This is a genomic window from Pedobacter psychrodurus (assembly GCF_032678585.1).
Classification (GTDB): Bacteria; Bacteroidota; Bacteroidia; order Sphingobacteriales; family Sphingobacteriaceae; genus Pedobacter; species Pedobacter psychrodurus_A.
In genome coordinates, this window is record NZ_JAVTSN010000035.1 from 62885 (window position 1) to 85945 (window position 23061).

Sequence of the window (23061 nt, forward strand, 5' to 3'; positions counted from 1 at the left end):
TGGTTCTTGTCAATCCAATTGTTATATTGCATTACCAAATATAACCAATAATTGAGATGACAGGTAAGAATAAGATCTTTTTCTTAGGTTTTGTATGCTTCGGACTTAGCTTTGTCTATGGTTTTAAGCGGATTTCCGGTCAATCAGCGGATTTATTTACTGAAATCAGGATTTCTCCTAGGGTTGCCCTCGGTGAAAGAATTTCCGATCAGGATGTTTTTAAAGAAATAAAATTCCTGCCCCTCGAAACTACAAAAGAGTCTGTTATTGGAGATATTGATCAGATGGAAACGACAGACAGTCTTTTGATTGTTTTATGTAAAAATGCGGAAATGATCAATAACCGTTGGCAATCCAAAATAGCAATTTTTGATAAACAGGGAAAATTCATCGGAAAAATTGATCAGATTAGAACTTCTCTGTTTACACTTGATACTTTAAACAAACAAATTATTGTTTTTGATAATGGGAGGAGCAGGAGCCTCTTGTTTTATAGTTATACCGGGAAATTGTTGAAGAAACAAATAAGGCAATTTGATTTTACCGACTTCTTTGTTTTTAATAATTCGGTGGCTTATTTCAGAAACTTTGAAAAAGATCCTTCCGAAAAATTAGTTAAAGAGGGAACAGATGTTTCGCATAACAACCTCATTATATTGAATACAGGTGATCAACTTGTCAATAAATATTTCGCTTATGATACAACTGCAATCAGTAATGCTGATGCGCTTCAGTTTGGCAGATTTTTCAGTTATTCAAAAAGCAATGTTTATTTTGCCAAGCCATTCACTTATAATATATACAATGTAAACTTTGACAAGCTATCTGAAGCATATCAGTTTGTTTTTCCTTTAGAGAATTCATTGCCCGTAGATTTTGATACCAACAAGCTCTATCATAGGAAAAGGTTCGATTATCTAAAAAAGAATCCTTCAACTATTTTCTCGATCAATAATTTTTATAAAATGCAGTCAAATTTAATATTTAAACTGACTTCATTAAATTTTGCAGAATCGTTCATTTTTAACGTTGACGATAATTCGCTCATCTCACTCTCTGCGATTGAGCCACCTAAAGATTTTTCTGAACTTAATTTATTCAATAATATTTTGGCATGCGATGGTAAATCGTTTTACTCTTATGTTGATGCAAATTCAATAAAGAATAAAGTTGGAAAGATAAACGACCCCAGATGGTCAAAAGAATTAGAGCTAATATTGAAATCCAAAGAAAAAATAATCAATCCGGTCATCATTCAGAATTTTCTGAAATAATCTATCAACCTCATATGAATCTAAATTTGAAAACGCTTAATCCCTCAATGCTCTTAATATTTCTTACTTTAAATATCGCTTTCAGTTCCTGCAGCGATAAAAGAAAAACTCAGAAAAGCGCGACGCATGGTCAGATATCTTTAATAAACAAGCTCGAAAGTGACACAACAAATGTTCCCTCAGAATATTTGTTTGATTCAATTGAGTATATTCCATTGGAAACTAAAAAGAATTCGCTTTTCGCCCGGGTAGACCAACTTGAAATAACCAAAGAGCACTATTACATACTGGATAAATTAGGTAGTTCCATTTTAAAGTTCGACAAAAAAGGTAAGTTCTGTTTTCGCATTAAATCTTCCGGAATATCTTCTTTTCTATTGGATGATAAATCAGAGCGGATCATCTTTTTGGATAATCACCTCTCCAAATTTTATGTGTACAATTTGGACGGAAAACTGATCAATTCCGGCCCAAGGAAATTTGAATTCAGTAGTGCTATAGCCTTACCATCTGGAAACTTTGCGTTTTACAGGTATTATTCCCATTCCGATGAAGAGAAACAAAATAAGGAACTGTATAATCTGATCATCACCGATACGGCATTTAACTTTAAAAGCCAATATATGGGCTACAGTCCCAAAGCCATAGGCTACAACGAGCTTTACACGCCAAAATCGACATTCTTCAGAAGCCAGAGTGAGATTTTTTATATAAACCCCGGAACCTATACTGTTTATCAAGTAGCGGAGGACAAACCTGTTCCTGCGTTTGAAATTGAACTGGATGAGAAATATGCACTTCCAGAGGGTTTCACCAGAGATGAAAATATGTACGGAAAAAGGATGGATTATTTAAGTAGGAACAATTCTAAAGTCTTTTACATAGATTATTTCTATAAGCTGGATAATGTGGTCTTTTTTAAGCTCACTGGTATGAATGTAGAATTCAACTGTCTTTATCAGTTGGATAATGAAAAGGTGCTGAGTTTGGATAACATCGTTTTTGGTGAACAGTCACATTTTTTACCCATCGGAGATGAGGTTTTGGGAGTTGATCAGGACGCTATTTACAGAAGTGAAAGCGCTGAGGTCTTATTCAATTATAAGAAAAAACAGGGGGATTCATTCGATATACATGGAGTTACAGACCAGTTAAAGGAGTTTTTTCTAAGACAGAACAATCTGAGTAATCCGGTATTGATTAAAATAAAGCCTAAAAAAATCAATTTGACAAACATCTTCAAGCCATAATAATTCACTTTAAAATCTAAATTTATGAAAAAATCAAATTTACCAATGGGTCTTTTTGCAGCTGTATGTATAGTTGCATTAATACTTACATTTTACACACGCGCGACAGCTTCGGGTGGGATAAACGATTGTACTGAATCTTACTATTGGGGGAATGGAATGAAAAAAGGGACAGTTGGTGGGGAGAAGAAGTGCGTAACCTGCACTTATGATGCCGGTACTATTGTAACCGTTCAAGGAAAAAAATACCTCAAGAAAGTAGGTACACCCCATACCACATACAAAGCACTTAATGACTGTATTGGTAGCGCAAAGCCTTCTGACACTTGTACCGAGATAAGTGCAAATCAGAATTATCTGGAACCTAAGTGTGATGATATACTGATTCCGCAGGATTCCACAAGTACAAATACCAACACCAATACGAATACCAATACCAACGGAACACACTAATTTTTAACCGGCCTGAAGATGTTTGTAAATAATGCTCCGATACCAGTTAAAATTGTTTATATGCTGTTTGGTTTGCTGATATTGATGATTATTTATCAGCCTATAATTACCCTTAATTTTGCGCTCCCCGATGATGAATGGATGGTTTTAAGGGATCCATTGGTTAGTAGTTTGAAATTTGATTTCATCTACTTCGAGAAACTATTCACTACTTATAATTCCCTTCAGTTCTCTCCAGTTAATACATTATGGTATGCACTGATATATAAGATAAATGGATTTGATGCCTACTGGTACCACGTAGGCTCTTTTGGTCTCCATTGTGTCAATATTTATTTTATATATAAATTGATCTGTAGGCTCCTGTCAGATTTAGACCACAATATTGCATCTCTTGTTGCAGCGCAGGCCAGTATCATATGGGCTGTTCATCCTTTGAATGTTGAAACTGTGGTTTGGATTTCCTCGTCCAAAATGCTTTTGATGACAAGCTTTGGGATATATTCGTTGCTAATGATTTTGGAATTTTTCAGGAATAGGAAATTTATCCACTACATGCTTGCAATACTATCATTTATTGCGGCAAATCTTTGTAAAGAGCAGGCAGTTTTATTTCCTGTTTTTATTTACGCAATCATTTTCATTTATCCGGGAAAACAGCTCCAGATAAATAGGTCCAGAATGGCAATTGAAACCTTGCCTTTTTTAATTCTTTCAGTGGTTTTTGGCTTGCTTGCAGCACATGCTCAGCATACAGCAATCGGGCAGGATGCGCCACTATCTAATTATCCTTTGGTGGAGAGGCTTTTCTTCTCATTTTACTGTCTGATATTTTACCTAGCCAAAACTATTCTCCCAATGAACCTTCATTATCATTACGATTACCCAATGAAGCCGGGCGAACCATTACCCTTGATCTTATATCTTTTTCCTGCTATCACTGCTGCAATAGCCTGGGGAATTTTTTATATTGTTAAGAAATCAAAAAATAGGTTAACATATTTTTTATTTACCCTGTTTACCATTATTCATCTGGCCCTGTGCCTGCAGATCGTTCCGCTGAATCGGCCGGCTATGTTGGCTGACCGGTATATGTATTTGCCCGGGGTCGGAATATGGGTAGTGCTGGTCATGTATTTTCATGAGCGCAGGAATGTAATTATGAAGTTCAGATTCCTAAAGACCGCAGCTGTTTTACTTGGGGTAGTCTATCTTTTCTTTTTAATATACACAAGCCATCAGTTAGTTACCAATTGGCAGACTTTAAACCGAAATCATTTATGAAAAATTCTACAAAAACATTTTTAACCTACACGATGGTATTTATCATTATCGTTTTAGGCATTTACGGATTTATGGGTAAAAATACCAGTAGCCCCGGAGTGATCAAAGAAAAAACCATTGATCCTCTTGTTGAAATGAAAGCTAAAATGTGGGATAGTTATGTGACTACTATAATCCCTGACTTGGGTAAAAAAGTAAGCCCATCGATTATGGTACAGGATGTTGATACAAAAAAATATAAACTTTCTGACGTTTTATCCAACAGGAATAAATTGATATTCAGGTTTTCTTACCGCGATTGTGAGGTTTGTATCGATACAGTTTTAAATCAACTCAACCAACTTTCGAAAAAATACAGTATCCTGGATGTAGTGGTGATAACAGATTCATATTCTCCACAGGCTTTTTTGGTCAAATCCGAACATAGCAGGTATCCAAAGTTTACTTATAGTATTGTTGATACTGCATTTGGACTTTCGTTGGAAGACAAGGGAAGCCCATTTCTTTTTATTATGGATAAAAATTACAGTGCAAACAAAATCTTTATACCGGTGAAAGAAAATCCTCAACAGATTAAAAGATATTTGATAGATATGTTAATTTACCTGAAAGAAGCTAATGCGGTGTAAATCTTATTGGTGTATTTTTTTTCTTATCTGTTTTTTTTGTATAAAGGTTTTTGGGCAGAACCCTTCATCTGACAGGGGAGCTGTATCCGGACTGGTGAAAGATTCATCGGATATGGTAAATCTTCCCAGGGCAACAATAGCTATTTATAGTAAGGCAACAGATAAACTGGTCATTTACCGGCTCACTGATGCCAGGGGCAGGTTCTTGCTGGAGGGGCTTCCCATTGATACATTATTTAAAATAACTGTCAGCTACGTGGGGTATAAAACTACGGTTGCAACCTTCAAACTGGAAAAGAGTGGCGAAACAAAAAACATTCCTACTTTAATACTCTCCAGATTGGAAAATAGCTTGGAAGATGTGGTTGTTAAACCACCTCCAATGATTTTGAAGGGCGATACGCTTGTCTTTTATGCAGATGCATTTAGTATAGAAAAAAACGCTGTAGTTGGAGATCTGATAAAAAAAATACCCGGGTTTATAGTCTGGGGTGATGGTCGGATTACCGTTAACGGAAAAACAGTTTCTCATGTCACCGTAGGGGGCACAACTTTCTTTACCAACGATCCAAAAGTGGCATTGGCCAATCTGCCGAAGGATATTGTAAACACCATCTCCATAATACCGGACAGGCCTAACCCTCAGCTTACAGGAGATACCAGCGTACATACCGTTAGTATGGATATCACACTCAAGAAAAAGAATCAAAAAGGGATATTTGGCAAAATTGGAATAGGAGGGGGAACATCCAAAAGTTTTGAGACAGATGCGTTACTCGCATTTTATTCACCGAAAGATCAGTTCGCTATAATGGGTTCGAGGAACAATGTAAATAAATCAGTTCTCAGCGTCAACGACATGATGTCTTCAAATGCTTTTGGTGAGCAAATTTCAACCAGTTCTTTCAGAGAATCAGACTTTACCATGCGGGGCAGGACCAGGGCACAGTCTGAAGGGGCGATGTATAAAAGAATCTGGAACAGAAATCTGTACACCAATCTTGATCTCACGGATAATTTTTCTACTACTAAAATTGAAGAAAATACAAATTCGAAAATATTGCTCAATACTGGTTTTAATACAAGGTCCTCAGACAGCAGGGTTGAAAGTAATGACAAGTCTAAGATGCTTAATGGGAATTTTTCTTACAGAGATTCTTCATTTAACAATCTCAATATGAGTTTTACCCTCAATCACTTTAACGATGATCAGAATACCACGAACAGACTTCGGATTTTGGGGCCGGACAATGCAACCCTATTGAGTGATTATGATGCCGAGATAAAATCAGTTTCTTTAGGGACCAGAATGAATTTAAGACTGAATTATGAACATACACCGGATCAGGATAAGAAACGCCGTTTTGAAAATATTAAATTGGAATATGAGTTTCAGAATCAAAATGGCAAGAACAATAACGCTAATGAGAACCTACTGACTGTTCCTTTAGAGTATACCACATATTTTAACAGGCAAAGTAATGATATCTTTTCTGGCGGATCGCATAATTTAAAAGTAGAATATCTAAGCCTTCGCGGCTTATTAGGGATACGAAATGCTACGATGAACCTTATTGTCAGGAATGAGCTTTATCATTCGTTTAATGAGAATATTGAGGAAGTTCAGGACTTTGACCGAACCAATGGATTTCTTTCCAGAAAGAACTTCTATCTGTCGAATCAAAACCAGCTTTCCGAGTGGAATGAACGCCCAAGTATTGTAATCAGCAAACGGTTTAACAAGGTTATTGCTAAACAATGGATTAAAGAATTAAATATCGAAATGGAAGCAAAATCACAGCATTTCTACCAGAAAAACAACTCAGACAAATCCTTTAGGAATATTTACCGGGAATATCATGATTTCATTCCAAATGTTAACGTAAGTCTGCTTAAAAGGCAATTCAGTAGGTGGCGTCAGGTACTAAATTTTAATTATGAGTCAGCTGTGAATATGCCTTCGGTTGATCAATTGGCGCCGTTGATTGATAGCGCCAACCAGGTTAATTATTTTTTTGGTAAGCTTTCTTTAAAAAGATCTTACACCAATAGTTTCAAAATAAGTTATACGTTCAAAGATGAAAATATTCGCTCAAGGGATCTGAGCTTATCAATGAACTATGATCGTGTGAACAATTTTATATCCGATAGTACATACTACAAAGCTAACGGGGCAATTGAAACCTATCCGGTAAATATAAACGGCTTTAGGCTTTTATCTTTAAATGCGACTTACAAACAACCCCTTAAGATTGGGGGTTTCAAAAACACACTTGAGCTTTCTGTCAGGTCAAATTTTTCGGACAGGCCTTTCTATTTAAACGGTTTACAATCTTTTTCGCACAATACTTACGCAAATTACAAGATAAATATTGGCTCAACAATAAATGACAGAATAGGGTTGAATAGCTTTGCATGGATCAATACATTTAACAGTAATCTGCAAGGAGGCAATCTGAAATTGAAAAGCTCCAACTGGGGCATTGGTATTCAATCGACTTTTATTTTAGGTAAGGCACTGTCTTTAAGAAACTCAACCCAGTATTATTCAGGAGATCTTATTGGCGTTGACCAACACGGCTTTGTAATCAGCAATTTTTACATTACAAGCCGTTTCGGAGAGAAAAAACAATATGAGGTTTCTTTTGCTGCCAACGATATTTTTAATCAGAATGTAGGCGTGATCAATACATTGATAAACAATGTATCCACTACTGGGAGCGTAAACAGGCTCAAAAGGTATTTCATGTTGTCCTTAGCCTATTATCCAAGGTTTTTTAATTTGAAGAAAGAAAAATAATGGCAAAAATATTAAAGAGTCATTTTTCCATCATTGTAATACATATTTTCGTTGTGCTGTTTTTATATGGTCTACTCTACGGATTTGGTTTCATAAACCGGTTGCCCGATAACAAAAATTTATTGGCATGGGATGCCTTCTGGTACCGTGATATTGCATTCAATGGCTATAAATACAAAGAGAACGCAATATGCAATCTTGCATTTTTTCCTCTCTTCCCTATAGTATGGAAGATTCTGTCTGTAGATGCTTTATTAATGAGCATCATTAATTTTTTGATTTTTCTAACTGGTTTTCTAACACTTTTTAAGGGCTTGAAAGTCAGGAATGATTTATTATTAATTTTAATATCAACACCATCACTCATTTTTTGTGCATTGCCATATTCTGAGGCTTTGTTCTTTTTGTCCAACGTGTTGATAATTATCGGTTTGTTGAGGGGTAGTCGAGACCTGCAGTTTTTTGGTTTTTTTTTAGTGTCATTTTCAAGATCAGTTTCAATTATTTTTATACCGGCAATCATTGTTGTTGAAGTTTTATTACTTAAACCTGGGACATCAGTAAAATCAATCTTCCGGAATATTTTTTTAAATATTTGTGCATGTTTATTAGGGTTATTTACAACAGTGCTCATTCAGTTTTTTACCACTGGAAAATGGTTTTATTTTATTGAAGTACAGCAATACTGGCAACGCAAATGGCAGCTGCCTTCGTTTCCATTTACCACAATAGACCCGGAAAGAATAATCGGATTGGATAGTACAGCATTTATGGTTGGATTTTTTGCTATCTGTATTACGTTTGTTTTTTTGCTGGTTAGGTTGAAGATATTTAAGACAGATTATTTTGATAGTAAACCAGAAATGCTAAAGGCATTTATGATCAGCTTGATGTATCTGTCCGCAACCACTATCCTTGATGTTTTTTTTACCTATGATAGCGGCGGCAAAACGAATATCTGGAGCGTTAACAGGCATATATTTGCTACCCCTTACTATATCTTTGTTTTCTATTGGCTTACATCAAGAGAGGTGTCCTGGAAGAAAATCAGTATTTTTATTTTTCCTGCTTTTGTAATCGGAATATTTATAACCGGAGTCTTTGCGGAAACAAATTCCTTGATTTATTATTTAATATTGGGCATGGGTACCATACTTTTTATATCATCTGAGAAACACAAGGTTTACAGTTACGCACTGTATATCGTAAATACTTTTATGCAAGTATTTTTATTTCATGATTTTCTTACTCATAAGTGGATAGGGTAATTAAGCGGAATGTTTGTATTTCAGTGAACGTACTTCTTCTCCACCTTTCACTGAAGAATATAAGATTTCTTAAATGACAAACGAAGTTACCTTACTGATCATTCCGTCCTTAAAATTCCAGATGTCGCAATACGAACTTTTTTTTGATCCGCTGTTTTTTCCGAATATGATCTGACCAATCTCTACCACGATATCTTTTTCCCTGATATAATTTTCTGTTATAAATGTTATTCCATCGTAAGCCGAGCTTATGTACCCAAGGAGCTCGGCTTTTCCGTTGAAGATTCCTTTACCTACGTTTTCCCATTTAATATCTTCTGTGCAGTAGCTGATAAATTCATTATAATTTCCTTTCATCAGGGCATTGTTCGCCTTGATAAAAATATGCTGGTTACTCATATCTGATTTTGTTTAATGACTGTTTTGACTGCCTATCTGTATGCCGATCTTCCCATAGAAATCCTTGTCTCCTTCTTTGAATTCAAGCAGGCTATGTGCCTTACCGATCTCTGACAATGGAAAAACCTTGCCTAACACGGGCTTCAGCTTTCCGGATTCTATCAGCCTTGTAAGTTCATCCAGTTTGTTTCTGCTCTGCCTTGTAAATACAAAATGGTAAGTGGCATTTTTCCCCCATGCATGGATCAGGTTCTGCGGCCTCTCGATGTCTACCAAGGTTACGACCTGTCCCATCGGACTTAAAATCTTGCCGCTGTCAGAAAGGGTGTTACCACCCAATGTATCGATAACAATGTCCACCCCGTTATTGTTTGTCAGCTTTAAAATAGCGTCGATATAATCTTCCTTTTCATAATCAATGGTATGATCCGCCCCAAATCCCCTGAGCATCTGATGGTGCACGGTCCTCGCTGTTGTGTAAACGGTCGCACCCATAGCCTTCGCCATTTGAATAGTGGGTATTCCCACGCCGCCTGCACCACCGTGTATCAGAATTGTTTGATTGATCTTGAGTTTTGCCCTTGTATAAAGCATTTCCCAGGCAGTACCGGCCGCTAATGGAAATGTTGCGGCTTCCAAATGGCTTACGTTTTTTGGTTTGATCCCGATTATGGATTCATTGGCGGCGTGATATTCCGCATAGCTTCCCTGTCCCTTGAAAATTTCCGGGGTGTAATATACCTCATCACCAACCTTAAAGTTTTTGACGCCTGTTCCAATTTCGACAATCACTCCAGACACATCATGCCCGGTAATAACTGGAAGCTGTAAATCATTTTTATAATCTCCACGGCGGACCTGATAGTCCAGGGGATTCACTGAGGTCGCCAGTACTTTTACAAGTACTTCATCAAATCCCGGTTTTGGGGTTGGCACGTCCAATATTTCGAACTTTTCTACCGGGCCGAACCCGTTTAGCACTGCTGCTTTCATATTGTTTTGTCTTTAGGTATTTAGGTAAATTCCTAATTAATTATTTAAAAATTTTTATAATTTATTTTTGATCAATTCAGCTAACTGTTGTATAGCTTCTTCATTACGTTTATAATATGTCCACTGGTCTTTTCTTGTCGCCACCAAAAGGTCGGATGCCGACATCATTTTAAGATAAACCGAAACGGTTGGAACAGACATTTTTGCCTTTTTTGCAATATCGGATACGCATACGCCGAGTGAGGGACTATAGTCAGTCAACTCCTCCTCGGGAAAATAAGCGAAGGGGTCTTTCAGCCAAGTAAGAATATCCAAACGGGTCTGGTTAGATATAGATTTTATTACTTCCAATATTTTCATTCGGTGAATTTAGGTAATTACCTAAATACCTACAAGCTACATTTTGAAATTTACACTTTAATGATCCATCTTACTGCCGGATTTATCCTCAATTCAGTCCTTTCTAGCGATCAAAATCCATTCGCAGGTACTGGAACGCGTAAAAAATTCGAATGAAAATCTTATACGATTGTTTAGTTTTCTTATTTACAAGAGTTTAACAATTCTTAATAATGCCCTATTTTGGGTATTTCGGCAAAAAACCTTGATGTCACGGGTTAAGGACGATTTTGGATCCTCTGGCAAAGAAGTCCGTTCTTTGCTGCGCAATCTGCCACAGGTACTGATGTCTTTTGGTTTTACAAATAATCAAGTTATAAGTAGGTTCATCCTCATTCTACGTTAGCAGGCGTTTTTAATTGTGACGTATACTCTGGCCAACCTGGTCAATCAGGTTATCAATGTCAAAGGGTTTACCAATAAATCCCTGTGCGCTGCACGAATTTTCTACTTCTTTCTTACTGGAGTGTGCGCTCATCATCAGAACAGGTATCTTTTCGGTGCTATAATTTTTTTTGAGCATTTCGCATACGCTAATCCCATTACCATCAGGCAAACGGATATCAAGAAGAAACAGGTCTGCCTGCTCATGCTTGTCCTTTGCCATAAATTCATTCACACTGGAGAAGCTTACCACCTCATATTTTTCCTCTTCAAGGATCATCTCTATGATTTCCCTAATGTCCTTATCATCTTCGAGAACGTAAATTTTTTTTGCCATAACCTAACGATATGTATAATAATTGATAAACATCCGAAATTGTTTTAAGTTATTGGATGTAAGTAAAATGACGTTATTTTAACAGGCTTAGCGAGAAGCCTGGATATTCCTTTCCAAACCGGTAATGGATTAGCAAAACAAATCCCGTAGCACGTTGGTTATTCTCCCAAAAGAAGAAACAAACATGGAAAAGCTGTCGGAGATACTTAAGAAGGCAGGTATTCGCCCTGCGGATCGACGATATGATCGAGCTGGGCTGAAAAGAACCCAGGGTAGCGATATCCATGGGTATGAAACTTATGGAGATCAAAAATATAATAAAAAAGATCGGTGGGAGATTTTGAAATCATTAGGTAAAAAGTTAAGGGCAATTATATCTATCAGTATGGAACAATATTCGAACGCATTTAAGGAAAATCTTGTGGTCACCTCTAAAACGGTAGTGCTCGATTACCTTTTTGGGGAAGGAGAAGATATGGCGGGATACCAGCTTGTATGCTTTTCACAGGGAGCGCCGTGGTGTGTCCTTTCAAGCGGTTATCTGCTTGGTAATTTAAGCAAACTTAACGGGATCTGGATAGCTACAGATGCGGGCCCTCTTGATGGGGAGAGGATTCTATCCATCGGAAGGTTTATAGACAGCCAGCATTTCAACCTTCTTCCCGATAAGATCAAGCTGCACTGGGGGGAATCGGTAGCAGAAGTGATCATGTATAATGACAGTAGTTATATGGTCGTGTGCAGGGATGGAATTGAATTTGAACACTTCAAATGCATGTTCTGCGCTTATATTGCTGAACTGGTTGAAGAAGAACGGGCAGTTGTATTTAATGTCTATAATGCGGGATTTTCTGAGGATTTTAAGGTCGAGGTAAGCTAATTGTAATTTGCCTGAGCCAGCGTTTTTTCTAAAACTATCTATAAAAGGTTATGTTGTTACCGGTATGGAAATCAATGGGATAAAAATTTGCGTCGATACACTGGGAAAATGGAGCGGCAGTCATCGCAAGGCATTACTGATAGGGGGTGTTTTAGGGTTTTCCCTTACGGCTGTTTATCTGCTCTTCCGAAAAAAACGCCCTGGCCAGTCCACAATTCCCGAAGAACCTAATTTGAACATGGAAAGATATGTATTTGAAATTCCCACCGATAAGGGAGCTGTCCAGGCGGTGGTTGAAAGTAGCGGTGAGTGTTATAGCGTAAATCTAGATGGCCGTTATGTAGGGAGTATGTGGCGCGATGAGCAGTGCGGCATGCAGTGGAATACACTGGATGAGGGGCTGACCCCATACCTTTGGGACGTTTCTAGCCAGATTTCGGAAGCTTTTTCCAGAAAAGGCTTTCCCTCACTTTTAAAAGGGGCCTACCCAGAAATCCTGTTAACGGAGTGGAAGAGCAGTGAAACCCTGGAAGTTCTGATTTCAGATGAGACCGACCTGGAGGTTTTTTCTACTTTTCTTAAAGATGAAATCTTAAACCTGGTGGATTTCGAGGAGCACCTCGACCTCATGGTCAAGAAAACAGGGAATGCATATTTTGTCATAGTGGGGATAAATTAAATGTTATGGATTTTTATAAAACTCCGTACTTTTAAAATAAGAGATCTGGGGAGCCGCTTAAAACCGCTATCAAAATAGCATACAAAGAAAAATAAATGGAAAATGTAATTTATGACCTGACGGTCAAAGGAAAAACGCACAGAATTGTTAGTAATGGGCAGACTTTCACATCCGAGGGGCTCAGGTCTGGTATGTGGTTCGACAACGATCAATATGGCTTTTTTACATGGGATGAAGATATCGATGATAATTATGTAGCCTATTATGAACTAAAGCCTGAACTCGTGCAGGCACTCAAAAATGAGAAACAGGTTTTTATCCAAAAGTTAAAAGCGAGGTTTCCCCAGATCCTGACCATAACAGAACCCTCTGCGGCGGTGTTGGAAATTGAAATCCAGAATGATGCGGATTTCTATAAACTCATACCGGAGATCAGGGCATCTGCAATTGAAATGGCCACTTTTAATACGGCCTTGCTTATCGTGATTATGAATGAAGAATTCCCGTTCGAATTTTCAATAAATGCGGATGTCTACAGGGTAGTGATCGAAAATGATTTTTATCAGGTCACCAGATATGAGGACGGTTACAAGACCTTGTTTAATGCTAAGCAGACTGAAACCTATGCGAAGTCTTTTTTTGAGGAAGATATCGCGAGGTTTAAGATAATCCTTTCCAAAATAAGAGAAATTCAGGATAAAAGGGACAAAGTATTTAATTCCTGATTGATTTAGGATTCTCTTTTATAATTTAACTGAGCAGATCCCGAAGCCTTTAGTTTCATTTAAAAGAACGGTTAATTACGTGCACCAGTTAGCAATTTACCAGACATCCTTTGCTTTGGTATTGATTGTATCCAAAACAAATTGCATGACCGGATTTTTCAGATCGGGATGGCGAAGGTTTTCCCTGAGCTCATCGTTCCAGTTGATCAGTGCATCCTCTGGCGTATCACCACAGCCAAAGATGCCGCTTTGTGGGTCGGGGCCAAGTACCGCACAAAATCGGTCTCCCTGTTTGTAAAGAAGTGGACGGAATTCCCCGACGTATTGTGGCAATCTGAACCTGCTAAAATCAAAACTTATCTTTTGCTCATCGCTGACATTCATCTGTTCCATAAGGCTCATATATATTGTGGTTTATTAAGCAAAACATTGTTGTGCAAAGACTTGTTTTAAAACCGGAACAAATACTTTGATTAATGCCGTGGTACAACGGGGACTATCCTCCATCATATAAAAACCAGCCTTTGCAGCTCCGGGAAAAAGCAGTGGAAATTGCGAATGCGCTTTTGAAGGAGGGGGTAGAGGAAGGGATTGCTATAGCTACAGGATTAAAGCGCGCGCGTGAGCATTTTGAAAAGGAAGGTCATGCTAAAGAAGATCCTGCAGGGTGACTGTGCTCATTGTTATTATATTCTCCATCAAAACAACAAACGGGTAATGACTATGAAAGATCAAGTGGATACAGGGATCCCTCAGGGTAGGGATACATCGCAAAGGGCATCCTTACCGGACGCTGACCAGGAAATCGACCGCCATGAAATAGAAAGTGACGGGGATACCCTGGAGCCGCAGGAATTTGGTGCCAATACCGGGACATTAAACCTTAATGATCCGGATGAGCTTGCCTATTGGGCGGAGCAGTTCCAGATCAGTACCGGTGAACTAAAAGCTGCCGCTTTATTGCGGGGCGAGAGTATTGCAGAAATCAAAAAATATTTATCGATGTAACTATGGCAGAACTACCGGATTTAACCGTCTTCGCCCAGATCCTTTCCCGCAGGTTTAAAGGGAAAGTGCTGGAAACGCTTGAAATCAGCGTAGCAAAAAAACTGAATGTTACGGGCAAGGAATTGAAAAAAGCGTTGGAAGGAAGGCAATTGATGAAAGTGGAAAGGGCAGGAAAAACCTTGCAGCTTTTTTTTTCTGGATCACAGGTCCTCGGCCTTCACCTGATGTTAAGGGGGGAACTGGTGCTGATCGACCAGGATGAGCCGCCGCGGTTTCAGATCCTGGGTTTTCATTTCGAGGGAGGTGATGCATTTGCACTGGTCGATCTTCAGAAGCAGGCCACGCCGACCCTTAATCCTGAAGCGGTGGAAACCCCTGATGCACTTGGTATGGATGAAGGATATTTTCTGGATTTACTCAGTAAGAAAAAGACGGTCATCAAAACGCTGTTGATGGATCAGCACCAGATGCGAGGGATAGGTAATTCTTATGGTGATGAGATACTTTACCATGCCGGTATTTCTCCTTTTTCCATCGCTAAGGCCATTCCGGAAAAGATGGCAAAGAGACTGTATACCAGTATCGGTAAAGTACTGAACAGGGCAATTGAACAGATTGCCAAAGAGAACGGGGACGGGCTGACCGGTGAACTTCGGGATTTTATGCAGGTGCACGGCGCATCTTTGAAAGAGACGGCAAAAGGAGAGGAGATTTTATCGCAGAAGATTGGCGGACGTAAAAGTTACTATACAAAAGGGCAGGAACTTTTTGAATAATCCACACTTTACCGATCTGTTTATTTAATCTACTTTCTTCGGTCACATCATTTTATTATATCCGCCTATTTATTTATTCAGCCCTTGACTTAAAAAGGCATATTATTTAGCGCATACCGTCTTTTTTGTTTTTCCCTCTCAATGATCAGACCCTATAGTGTTCGAGCCCCTAATTGGTTGGTAATTGAATGGGCAGTAGCTTGCCAATGAGATTTAGAGTTGTTTGCAATATCCAAGGGGAAGCAAAATTGGAATGATACTTTGTTTTGGAGTGGCAATTTCAGGGAATGGGAAAACAATTGTGGCGCATATGGGATTATAAGGTAAATACTAAACTATGAGCACGGTAAATAATCTTTCCAAAGACCTCCAGAAATTCATTGATAAGTTTGAACCGAATAAATTCAAGGTAATGCGTTCGGGCATAGAGGTGAGGGGTATGAACAATATTCATGAAGCCATTGAAACAGCCAAGGGGCTTATCGAAAAGTTGAAACTTAATCTTCAGGTATCCCATAATGCAGAAATGGTGAGCTATGGTGCATTTGAAGTCAGGACGCTTTAGCTGGGCTTCAAAAAAGCCCGGTTTCTTACGGGTATATCTTAAGGAGTGCATTGTAGGAAAATTCAAGGTTGTTGAGCTTCACCTCCCATTGCGCTTCATCTTCCTGGTATGAAACAGGACGGGCATCTTTGATCATCCAGATGAATAGCATTTTATCTGGGCCGTGGAGTGCGATTTCAATATCCCGTAACTCAATGGATTGGCCTATACGCTCTGTAATGCCCGTTTTTACCCATTCCCAGATTTCTCCGCCCCTTGTTATGCCGTTGTTGAATTGGATATTGCCTGCAGTAATTTCCGTTTCCGTTATTGCAATTTGATACCATTGATCTTCATCGTCCCTGGAGATCCATGCCAGGTTCTTAAAGAGCATGAATGAACCGTCAACAGTTTCGCTGAAACTCAAACAGTAGTAAAAATTCATTGGACAATTGATGTTTTAGACTGCTAATATAAAAACATCTTAATATTTGTCTTTTGCCGGAATGTAAAAGTTTCAGATATTATTTATAACATACAGGCAGGCAGGTGAATAGATCTGAAGGGGGGTATTCTATTATCCTTATTCTGGAATTATTAGGGTTTGATATTTTGTTGTTAATTTTCCAATGGAAGTTCAACAATGAAGGTTGTGCCCTTGCCTTCGCCGCTTTCCACCCGGATTGTGCCCTGGTGTAACCCGATAATCTCGCGGCAGAGGTATAGTCCGATCCCGAAGCCTGCGATTGATCCGATCTGGGGGTTTTGGACCCTGTGATAGCGTTCGAAAATCTTCTCATGGTCTTCTTTTGCAATTTCTATGCCTTCATCCCTTACGGATAACTGTACTTTGCCTGGGTCCCTCTGCTGGAAGGCAACTGTGATCCTGGTTCCCATTGGTGAATATTTAACCGCATTTCCCACGAGGTTTTGAATTACCTGTGAAATTTTTTCCCGGTCTGCGATCAGCGTCAGCTTTTCTGTGGGCTGGAATTCAATTATATGTGTGTGGATCGTGGAAAGCATTTCTTCTTCGAGCTCGGCAAGAAGTTTCTTGAGATCGGTTTGTGTTTTTTCGATCACCATTTTTCCCGACTCCAGCCGCGAGATATTAAGAAAGCCGTTGATCATGGAGTTCATGTTCCTTACCTGTCTGACTGATTTGACAAGAACGGTTTGCTGGGTGGTCTCTCCGGTAAGGTTGGCCTGCCGTTGGAGTACCTGTAGGTAGGCATTCAGGGAAGTCAAAGGGGTTTTTAGTTCATGGCTTACCATGCCCATGAAGTCGTCTTTGCGCTGTTCATCTTCTTTTTGTTGGGTGATGTCCCTTAATGTGCCGTTCAGGCTCACAGCTTTGCCGTCGGAACCATAAACTACCCTCCCTTGTGCATGAACCAGCCTGAGGTTTATTTCCGATGGGTTTTTGATGCTGTATTCAATATTATATTGGCCGTTTGATCCCTCCCGGAGTGCTTCGCTGATGGCAGCGGTTACGCGGTCCCTGTCTTTATCATGGATGGTCCTGAGTGCCAGTGATAGGTCTAGGTTTTCTTCTGCAGAAAGCCCGAACCATGATTTCAGCAGGTGGTTGCCTGAAAAGAGGTTGCTCTGGGGTTCGTAATAAAATGTTGCCAGTTCTCCGGCATCAATTGCAAGGGCAAGCATCTGCTGGTCTTTTTCACTACTGCGCCGGTTCAACACCTGTTGTGTAATTTCTTCGAGGATGACCAGCACTCCGGTGACCTCCCCGGATGAGACAATGGGTTGGTAGATGGAGTTTACGATTGCTTCTCTCAATCCTCCTTTATAGCGGAGCTTTACCAGAAACTCTTTATTGACCTTTGGCTTGCCGGTTGAGTAAACATTGTCCAGCCAAAGATTGACAGGTTGTCCCTGGAGTTCGGGCCTGGCAGCATGGTGGGGATGTCCGATCACTTCTATACCTTCACGTCCCCAGATTTTAAGGATCTCGGGGTTGGCGATTTCGATGATGTGTTCGGGGCCCTGCAGCATCGCGATTCCTACAGGGGCCTGCTCGATAATGGTCCTCACATGTTCCCGGCTTTCGCCCAGCAGTTTAAGTGAGCTGTTGAGGTCTTCGTTTGTGGAGGTCAGCTCTTCCATGGTGGTAGCCATTTCTTCGATCAGGGCCTGTTCTTTTTCTTCTTTTTGCTGTAGGCGCTCAAGGTAAGCCCTGTTTGATGTGACGTCTTTTGCCGTATTTAGAATGCAGTATGTTTTGTTGTCACTGCCTAGTATTGCTTTATATTCATAATCAAAGTAACCGATGGTCGGCATGCGGTTCTTGATGAGCTGGGCCGGTGCCTCTGTTACGGAGTAGCTGATACCAGTAAGCCAAACCTGTCTGAGTATGGGTAAAAAGGGCTGGCCCTCTAATTCTGGAATTGCTTCTATCAGTGGTTTTCCGATTACGGAGCTGTCCCTGCCCCACAGTGTGAGCATTCCATCGTTCGCAAACTGGATACGCATATCTTCACCGCTGTAGATCGCGGTGGGCTCAGTGGACAACTGGAGGGCCTGGATAATCAGCTCTCCGCTAAAATTGTTTTCCTGCGGTCTTTCTTCAGTCTTCATCAATAATCCAAAGATATGGAAACTGGGATAAAAATTATGTTGGATATTGCTTGGAAATTTATGGAAGCCTGGAGGAAATGGCTTATTTAAATTCTGCCGGTAAAGCAAAATGGAAAGTTGACCCCTGGTTCTGTTCGCTCTCAACCTTGATTTCGCTCTGATGGTATTTAAGGATTTCCGATACCAGGTACAGTCCTATGCCAAATCCGGATACTTCTTTATGGTTATTGTCGTTTATACGGTAATAGCGGTCAAATAATCTTTTTTGATCTGTCTTGTTGATCCCAATGCCCTGGTCAACTACGGAAATGTTAACCTCGCCCGGGCACTTTTCGCATGTGACTGTAACGGTTCCGCCCATTGGGGAGTATTTGATTGCATTGCTTACCAGATTGCTTAATACCTGCCCGATCTTGTCCCGGTCGGCATCAATTTCGATTCCCTTAAAGTCTCCAGATCGGATGTTATGTTTTGTGGTCAGTAATTGTGCATCCTCTACGATTTCTCTTACAAGGGATTCCAGGTCAAACTTTTCCCTACGGAGATGGATCTTGCCATCTTCGATTTTGGCAAGGCTTAAAAAGTCATGCGCCATCGCAACCATTTTTTTAGCCTGGATTTCTATCCTGGAAAGTACCTGCATATTGAACCCATCTGTGTCCTTGCCCCACTTTCTCATTAAAAGCTGAACATAAGAGGTAATTGCAGTTAACGGGGTTTTAAGTTCGTGGCTGACCATTGCAACAAAATCGTTCTTCCGCTGTTCCTCGTATTTCTTTTCGGTGACGTCCCGGGTAAAGCAACGGGTATGGATGAATTTACCATCTTTTCTAAGCACATTTGAATTGATCAGTACGTGTTTGACCGAACCATCCTTGCATTTAAGGCTTGCAGAATAATCGTAAAGTGTTTCATTCCTGATCAGCCGGTCCAAAATATCGTTGATCACATTCTGATCTGCATGGAAGTCACTGATCGGGAAACCGATGTATTCCTCTTTCAGATAGCCCAGTGCATCGAGTTCGGCCTGGTTGGCCCATATGATGATCCCATCTCCATCGACCCAATGGAGTGGGATGGAGGCATTTTCGAAAAAGTCGGTCAGTTCCTCAACTTTTAGCTTCAGTTCTTCGTTTTCTTTTTTGTATTTGGCAAGCTGTTCTACAAGTTCAAATCTATCTTCCATATCAAGGGCACTTCTTTGCTGGTCTGCATGCAAATTCTCCGTGAAGATAAATATATTAATCCGCTTATGAATTGTCAATCTGGCCATGGAAGCAGTTATGGGTAAAACACTGCGTATTTATACCGCGTTTATAGCTTTTATAAGATTTTATTAATGAATCTGCGAACGATGTTGCTTAGCATCAACAAGAAAAACTTTTACCAACATACTAAAGCAACAGCCTTATAACTTCAATCTTTAAACACCTTTATTGCCCCAGGGAGGGCAAATCGATCAAGATAGCTATTTTATTTTTCCTGACTTTTAATGTATCCGGATTATTGTTCCAAAACTTTGATCGATTTTTTTTGTTTTTTTAAAACCATCATTGGAAATAACCATACACAAAAGAAATATTGGATTTAATTTTAACGGGAACTGTGGGGAGCGGAGCTCAGGCTTTGGGCACCCCTGGCAGAGCGGGTTTCTTTTTTTATAAGTAATGGTGGACTGGATTTTGAGATGTTTGACGAATCTTCCAGGATGAACATACCGGGCAAGGGGCTGAAGGGGGTAAGAAAGGTTTTTGGTGTTATGAAGTATTAAAATATACCGGCTCGAGGCCGGTAACGGTAGTTTCTGGGCGTCATGGGCCGCCGAAACATAAGTGATGCCCAATGCTTTTGGAAGAAGTTATATTAGACTGAATTTAATCAAATGGAACACGATAAAATAACCAGGTTTTTAACTGCCCACAACCAGGCTTACCTTAAAGCCTTGAAAGAAATAATGGACGGGAGAAAAACCGGCCACTGGATGTGGTACATATTCCCTCAGTTAAAGGGACTGGGTAAGAGTGAAATATCAGAATACTATGCACTTGATAATATCAGGGAAGCTGGTGAATATCTCCGTCATCCCATTCTTGGTAAACATCTTGTTGAAATTTCAGGGGCCGTGTTGTCTCTTGATGGGAGAACCGCTTATGGGATCTTCGGTTCCCCGGACGATCTGAAGCTGCGCTCCTGTATGACCCTTTTCGCAAAAGTAGATCATTCGGATCCTGTGTTCGGAAATGTTTTGGGTAAGTATTTTCATGATCAGCAAGATGAACTGACGCTTGAATTTTTAGGTAAAAGTTGATACTTAAGAAGGCCTTAAGGAATTGTATATCGTTTAATGGTATGCTGATGATCCGCAGGGGCTGTAGATCTTGATCGGTACTTGCATTTGATAGTTCTCAATTATAATGTCTTGCCGTTAACTGGACGGGGGTGGTGATAATTCTTATATTATCCCGATTGTTTATTCTGGAACTCCTGCCAATTTGTAAAGCCTATAAACTGTGAGATGCTATCCATTACGAAGGGTGAGAACTGACCGGTGTTGCTGGGAAATCCAAAAAAGCGTTTGATTGTGGTTTCGGAAATATAGTTTCTGTTTTGCTCGAAAATCTGGATGGAAATATTGCTGCAATCATTGATATAAATAATTGCTATGCCACATTTTGCCAGTACCTGTGTTTGCAGTGCTTCGAATAGAGCGGCTTCTTCCATGATTGAGTTTAAAGATTGCTAATGTGAACTTTGGTATTGGTATTCAATTATTTAGCTATAATGGTCTAAGATTGCAAGTTGGGTTGTTTGGTATTTATGTAAGCTAAGCAGAAAAAGACATTAATATGTTATTCAGAAACTTTAAAGTGTTGTTTAGAGCAATAAGTTGTGATTTTATCGTATTAAAACGTTTAGATTTACGCCCTACATTTCTTTAACTACATTACCATGCAAAAAAGAATTCTTGTGATTGACGATGATGAACTGATGCTGGGCGCACTCGATTCTTTTTTGGTGTTTGAAAATTTTCTGACTGAAACTGTAGTAAGCGCTAAGCTTATCGATCAGGCACTTGCCGGGTTTAAGCCGGATCTCATTATTATGGACATCAGACTCGATGCTGCTGATGGAAGATTAATATGTGATGAATTAAAGGGCAAATCCGGTAGTTCAGGTATTCCGATCATATTACTGACCGGTCTTAGCTATCGAGAGATTGCCCTAATTGACTGCAAGGCTGATGCTATTATCGGCAAGCCTTATGAAAGCAGTTCGCTGCTTAATACCATTGATCAACTCCTTAAGGGGTTGGCCAGCTATGGATCATAGGCATTATCCTATTACAGACCCCGGGTAATCTGGCTGAATCCTTAGGATGCCGATGGAGAATTTTTGCGTTACTCTCGGATGATTACCCGGAATACTGCCGCATTATTATCTTTTGCTTTTGGTTATGGACTACTCGTTTAGCCTTGTAAATGAAATGTTATCCAACATTTTGATAAGGCAATGTATTGTTGCCGCCGGAGTGGAATTTAACCAGGTGCTCATATTGGTATGGTTGAAATGAGTTGGATGGCAAACTGGAATGAAAGTCAGCGCCTTTCCCATTTCGCTATCTACCCAGGTCCTGCCATTGTGCAGCTTAATAATTTCAGCACAGTATAAAGTCGTATCACAAATCCAGCGGTGGTTTTACTGATCATGTTTTCTATCCTGTAATGGCGCTCAAATATTTTTTCCTGATCCTGGGGTGCAATTGCCCCGCATTGTCTCCTATTGAAAAAGTCACCTGGTTCTGAAAGTGTGTTGGTATTTAGGATGAAGGGTTTTTTAGAAAAAAAAATCAAACAAATCCTTGAATGACAGGTTCTACAAGAAAAAATAATACACGCTACTATGAACGATAATTCAAAAACAGTTGTTGCATTGCTTGCCGGCCTTGCAGCAGGGGCAGCATTGGGAATCTTATTTGCACCGGATAAGGGAGAAGAAACAGTCGATAAGCTTTCCAGATCGTTAGCTGATCTTAAAGACAGGGTTATTGAGCGTGCCAAAGAAGAATTGGAACGTCTTGTGGAAACCGGAAAAGAGTATGCCAGTAGGGCTGCTGATTCCTTTGAGGAGACTGAAGATGAGCTTAGGGACAAAGCTACCTCAGTGAAAGAAGAAGTTAAAGATTCGGCCATAAATGCCATCGGGCAGGCTTAGCGGGCATTTAGCGCTATCACGGAATTAGTTAAGAATTAATAGTCAAAAGCGGCATAAGCCGCTTTTTCTGTTTAGGTGGTAATATTTTAACTTGGTTTTGGGATCTCTTCAGCCAGTTTATCATTGATCTTTGCAATCTGCGATTGGACAATCGTTTAAACCGATTACTGTT

At 39.6% G+C, this 23061-nt stretch carries 26 protein-coding genes; 17 read left to right on the top strand and 9 right to left on the bottom strand.

The genetic code is table 11. The features are described from left to right. The first annotated feature begins 56 nt into the window (after nucleotides 1-56). The 7 genes from R2S57_RS20960 to R2S57_RS20990 all read left to right on the top strand — a co-directional run bounded on the left by R2S57_RS20960 (nucleotide 57) and on the right by R2S57_RS20990 (nucleotide 8958). Entirely contained in the window at nucleotides 57-1274 is a 1218-nt protein-coding gene (locus R2S57_RS20960; RefSeq protein ID WP_316846895.1) for a 6-bladed beta-propeller, read from the top strand. A 47-nt stretch (nucleotides 1275-1321) separates the two neighbouring features. Continuing rightward, a complete protein-coding gene (locus tag R2S57_RS20965) occupies nucleotides 1322-2524 on the top strand; it encodes a 6-bladed beta-propeller (RefSeq protein ID WP_316846896.1) in 1203 nt (400 codons plus the stop codon). 159 nt (nucleotides 2525-2683) lie between these two features. After that, on the top strand, nucleotides 2684-2977 hold the full coding sequence (locus tag R2S57_RS20970; RefSeq protein WP_316846897.1) for a hypothetical protein: 294 nt from the start codon (nucleotides 2684-2686) through the stop codon (nucleotides 2975-2977). An 84-nt stretch (nucleotides 2978-3061) separates the two neighbouring features. After that, nucleotides 3062-4261, top strand: coding sequence for a hypothetical protein (locus tag R2S57_RS20975; RefSeq protein ID WP_316846898.1), 1200 nt, complete (start codon nucleotides 3062-3064; stop codon nucleotides 4259-4261). Continuing rightward, on the top strand, nucleotides 4258-4890 hold the full coding sequence (locus R2S57_RS20980; protein ID WP_316846899.1) for a hypothetical protein: 633 nt from the start codon (nucleotides 4258-4260) through the stop codon (nucleotides 4888-4890). Before R2S57_RS20975 ends, R2S57_RS20980 begins: the two co-directional genes overlap by 4 nt. Before the next feature lie 94 nt (nucleotides 4891-4984). Continuing rightward, entirely contained in the window at nucleotides 4985-7690 is a 2706-nt protein-coding gene (locus tag R2S57_RS20985) for an outer membrane beta-barrel protein (RefSeq protein WP_316846900.1), read from the top strand. After that, nucleotides 7690-8958: a hypothetical protein gene (locus tag R2S57_RS20990; RefSeq protein WP_316846901.1), complete on the top strand. Its 1269-nt coding sequence runs from the start codon at nucleotides 7690-7692 to the stop codon at nucleotides 8956-8958. The genes R2S57_RS20985 and R2S57_RS20990 overlap by 1 nt, the downstream gene beginning before the upstream one ends. A 69-nt stretch (nucleotides 8959-9027) precedes the next feature. On the opposite strand, the gene R2S57_RS20995 is transcribed toward R2S57_RS20990, so the two are convergent. From R2S57_RS20995 to R2S57_RS21010, 4 genes are all read right to left on the bottom strand, one after another. After that, the gene (locus R2S57_RS20995) at nucleotides 9028-9357 is read right to left on the bottom strand and encodes a nuclear transport factor 2 family protein (RefSeq protein ID WP_316846902.1); all 330 of its coding nucleotides are present in this window, start codon (nucleotides 9355-9357) and stop codon (nucleotides 9028-9030) included. A 12-nt stretch (nucleotides 9358-9369) separates the two neighbouring features. Further along, entirely contained in the window at nucleotides 9370-10350 is a 981-nt protein-coding gene (locus tag R2S57_RS21000) for a zinc-dependent alcohol dehydrogenase family protein (protein WP_316846903.1), read from the bottom strand. Nucleotides 10351-10404: 54 nt separating this feature from the next. Beyond that, on the bottom strand, nucleotides 10405-10710 hold the full coding sequence (locus R2S57_RS21005; protein WP_316846904.1) for an ArsR/SmtB family transcription factor: 306 nt from the start codon (nucleotides 10708-10710) through the stop codon (nucleotides 10405-10407). 394 nt (nucleotides 10711-11104) lie between these two features. After that, nucleotides 11105-11470, bottom strand: a complete 366-nt coding sequence (locus R2S57_RS21010; protein ID WP_316846905.1) for a PleD family two-component system response regulator — start codon at nucleotides 11468-11470, stop codon at nucleotides 11105-11107. A gap of 184 nt (nucleotides 11471-11654) precedes the next feature. On the opposite strand from R2S57_RS21010, the gene R2S57_RS21015 reads away from it, so the two are divergent. The 3 genes from R2S57_RS21015 (at nucleotide 11655) to R2S57_RS21025 (ending at nucleotide 13754) form a co-directional block, all read left to right on the top strand. Beyond that, nucleotides 11655-12350, top strand: coding sequence for a hypothetical protein (locus R2S57_RS21015; protein ID WP_316846906.1), 696 nt, complete (start codon nucleotides 11655-11657; stop codon nucleotides 12348-12350). A gap of 238 nt (nucleotides 12351-12588) precedes the next feature. Next, complete coding sequence (locus R2S57_RS21020; protein WP_316846907.1) at nucleotides 12589-13029, top strand: hypothetical protein; 441 nt, start codon at nucleotides 12589-12591, stop codon at nucleotides 13027-13029. A gap of 95 nt (nucleotides 13030-13124) precedes the next feature. Beyond that, nucleotides 13125-13754, top strand: a complete 630-nt coding sequence (locus R2S57_RS21025; RefSeq protein ID WP_316846908.1) for a hypothetical protein — start codon at nucleotides 13125-13127, stop codon at nucleotides 13752-13754. 96 nt (nucleotides 13755-13850) lie between these two features. On the opposite strand, the gene R2S57_RS21030 is transcribed toward R2S57_RS21025, so the two are convergent. After that, nucleotides 13851-14156: a hypothetical protein gene (locus tag R2S57_RS21030; RefSeq protein ID WP_316846909.1), complete on the bottom strand. Its 306-nt coding sequence runs from the start codon at nucleotides 14154-14156 to the stop codon at nucleotides 13851-13853. A 74-nt stretch (nucleotides 14157-14230) separates the two neighbouring features. Between R2S57_RS21030 and R2S57_RS21035 the strand changes: the two genes are divergently transcribed. The 4 genes from R2S57_RS21035 to R2S57_RS21050 all read left to right on the top strand — a co-directional run bounded on the left by R2S57_RS21035 (nucleotide 14231) and on the right by R2S57_RS21050 (nucleotide 16103). Then, on the top strand, nucleotides 14231-14425 hold the full coding sequence (locus tag R2S57_RS21035) for a hypothetical protein (RefSeq protein WP_316846910.1): 195 nt from the start codon (nucleotides 14231-14233) through the stop codon (nucleotides 14423-14425). A 52-nt stretch (nucleotides 14426-14477) separates the two neighbouring features. Beyond that, the gene (locus tag R2S57_RS21040) at nucleotides 14478-14762 is read left to right on the top strand and encodes a DUF3606 domain-containing protein (protein WP_316846911.1); all 285 of its coding nucleotides are present in this window, start codon (nucleotides 14478-14480) and stop codon (nucleotides 14760-14762) included. Between the two features lie 2 nt (nucleotides 14763-14764). Next, nucleotides 14765-15538, top strand: a complete 774-nt coding sequence (locus R2S57_RS21045) for a DNA-formamidopyrimidine glycosylase family protein (RefSeq protein ID WP_316846912.1) — start codon at nucleotides 14765-14767, stop codon at nucleotides 15536-15538. Between the two features lie 337 nt (nucleotides 15539-15875). Further along, nucleotides 15876-16103: a hypothetical protein gene (locus tag R2S57_RS21050; RefSeq protein ID WP_316846913.1), complete on the top strand. Its 228-nt coding sequence runs from the start codon at nucleotides 15876-15878 to the stop codon at nucleotides 16101-16103. Nucleotides 16104-16128: 25 nt separating this feature from the next. Here R2S57_RS21050 and R2S57_RS21055 read toward each other — a convergent pair whose 3' ends face one another. From R2S57_RS21055 to R2S57_RS21065, 3 genes are all read right to left on the bottom strand, one after another. Further along, the gene (locus R2S57_RS21055; protein ID WP_316846914.1) at nucleotides 16129-16527 is read right to left on the bottom strand and encodes a hypothetical protein; all 399 of its coding nucleotides are present in this window, start codon (nucleotides 16525-16527) and stop codon (nucleotides 16129-16131) included. A gap of 173 nt (nucleotides 16528-16700) precedes the next feature. Further along, entirely contained in the window at nucleotides 16701-18677 is a 1977-nt protein-coding gene (locus R2S57_RS21060) for an ATP-binding protein (RefSeq protein WP_316846915.1), read from the bottom strand. 82 nt (nucleotides 18678-18759) lie between these two features. Further along, entirely contained in the window at nucleotides 18760-19863 is a 1104-nt protein-coding gene (locus R2S57_RS21065) for an ATP-binding protein (protein ID WP_316846916.1), read from the bottom strand. 696 nt (nucleotides 19864-20559) lie between these two features. Between R2S57_RS21065 and R2S57_RS21070 the strand changes: the two genes are divergently transcribed. Further along, nucleotides 20560-20985 carry a DUF1810 domain-containing protein gene (locus R2S57_RS21070; RefSeq protein WP_316846917.1) on the top strand — a complete coding sequence of 142 codons (426 nt, stop codon included), beginning with the start codon at nucleotides 20560-20562 and terminating at the stop codon, nucleotides 20983-20985. Between the two features lie 149 nt (nucleotides 20986-21134). On the opposite strand, the gene R2S57_RS21075 is transcribed toward R2S57_RS21070, so the two are convergent. Continuing rightward, entirely contained in the window at nucleotides 21135-21398 is a 264-nt protein-coding gene (locus R2S57_RS21075; RefSeq protein WP_316846918.1) for a hypothetical protein, read from the bottom strand. 228 nt (nucleotides 21399-21626) lie between these two features. On the opposite strand from R2S57_RS21075, the gene R2S57_RS21080 reads away from it, so the two are divergent. Next, complete coding sequence (locus R2S57_RS21080) at nucleotides 21627-22007, top strand: response regulator transcription factor (protein ID WP_316846919.1); 381 nt, start codon at nucleotides 21627-21629, stop codon at nucleotides 22005-22007. 570 nt (nucleotides 22008-22577) lie between these two features. Next, nucleotides 22578-22889, top strand: a complete 312-nt coding sequence (locus tag R2S57_RS21085) for a YtxH domain-containing protein (protein ID WP_316846920.1) — start codon at nucleotides 22578-22580, stop codon at nucleotides 22887-22889. Nucleotides 22890-23061 lie beyond the last annotated feature (172 nt).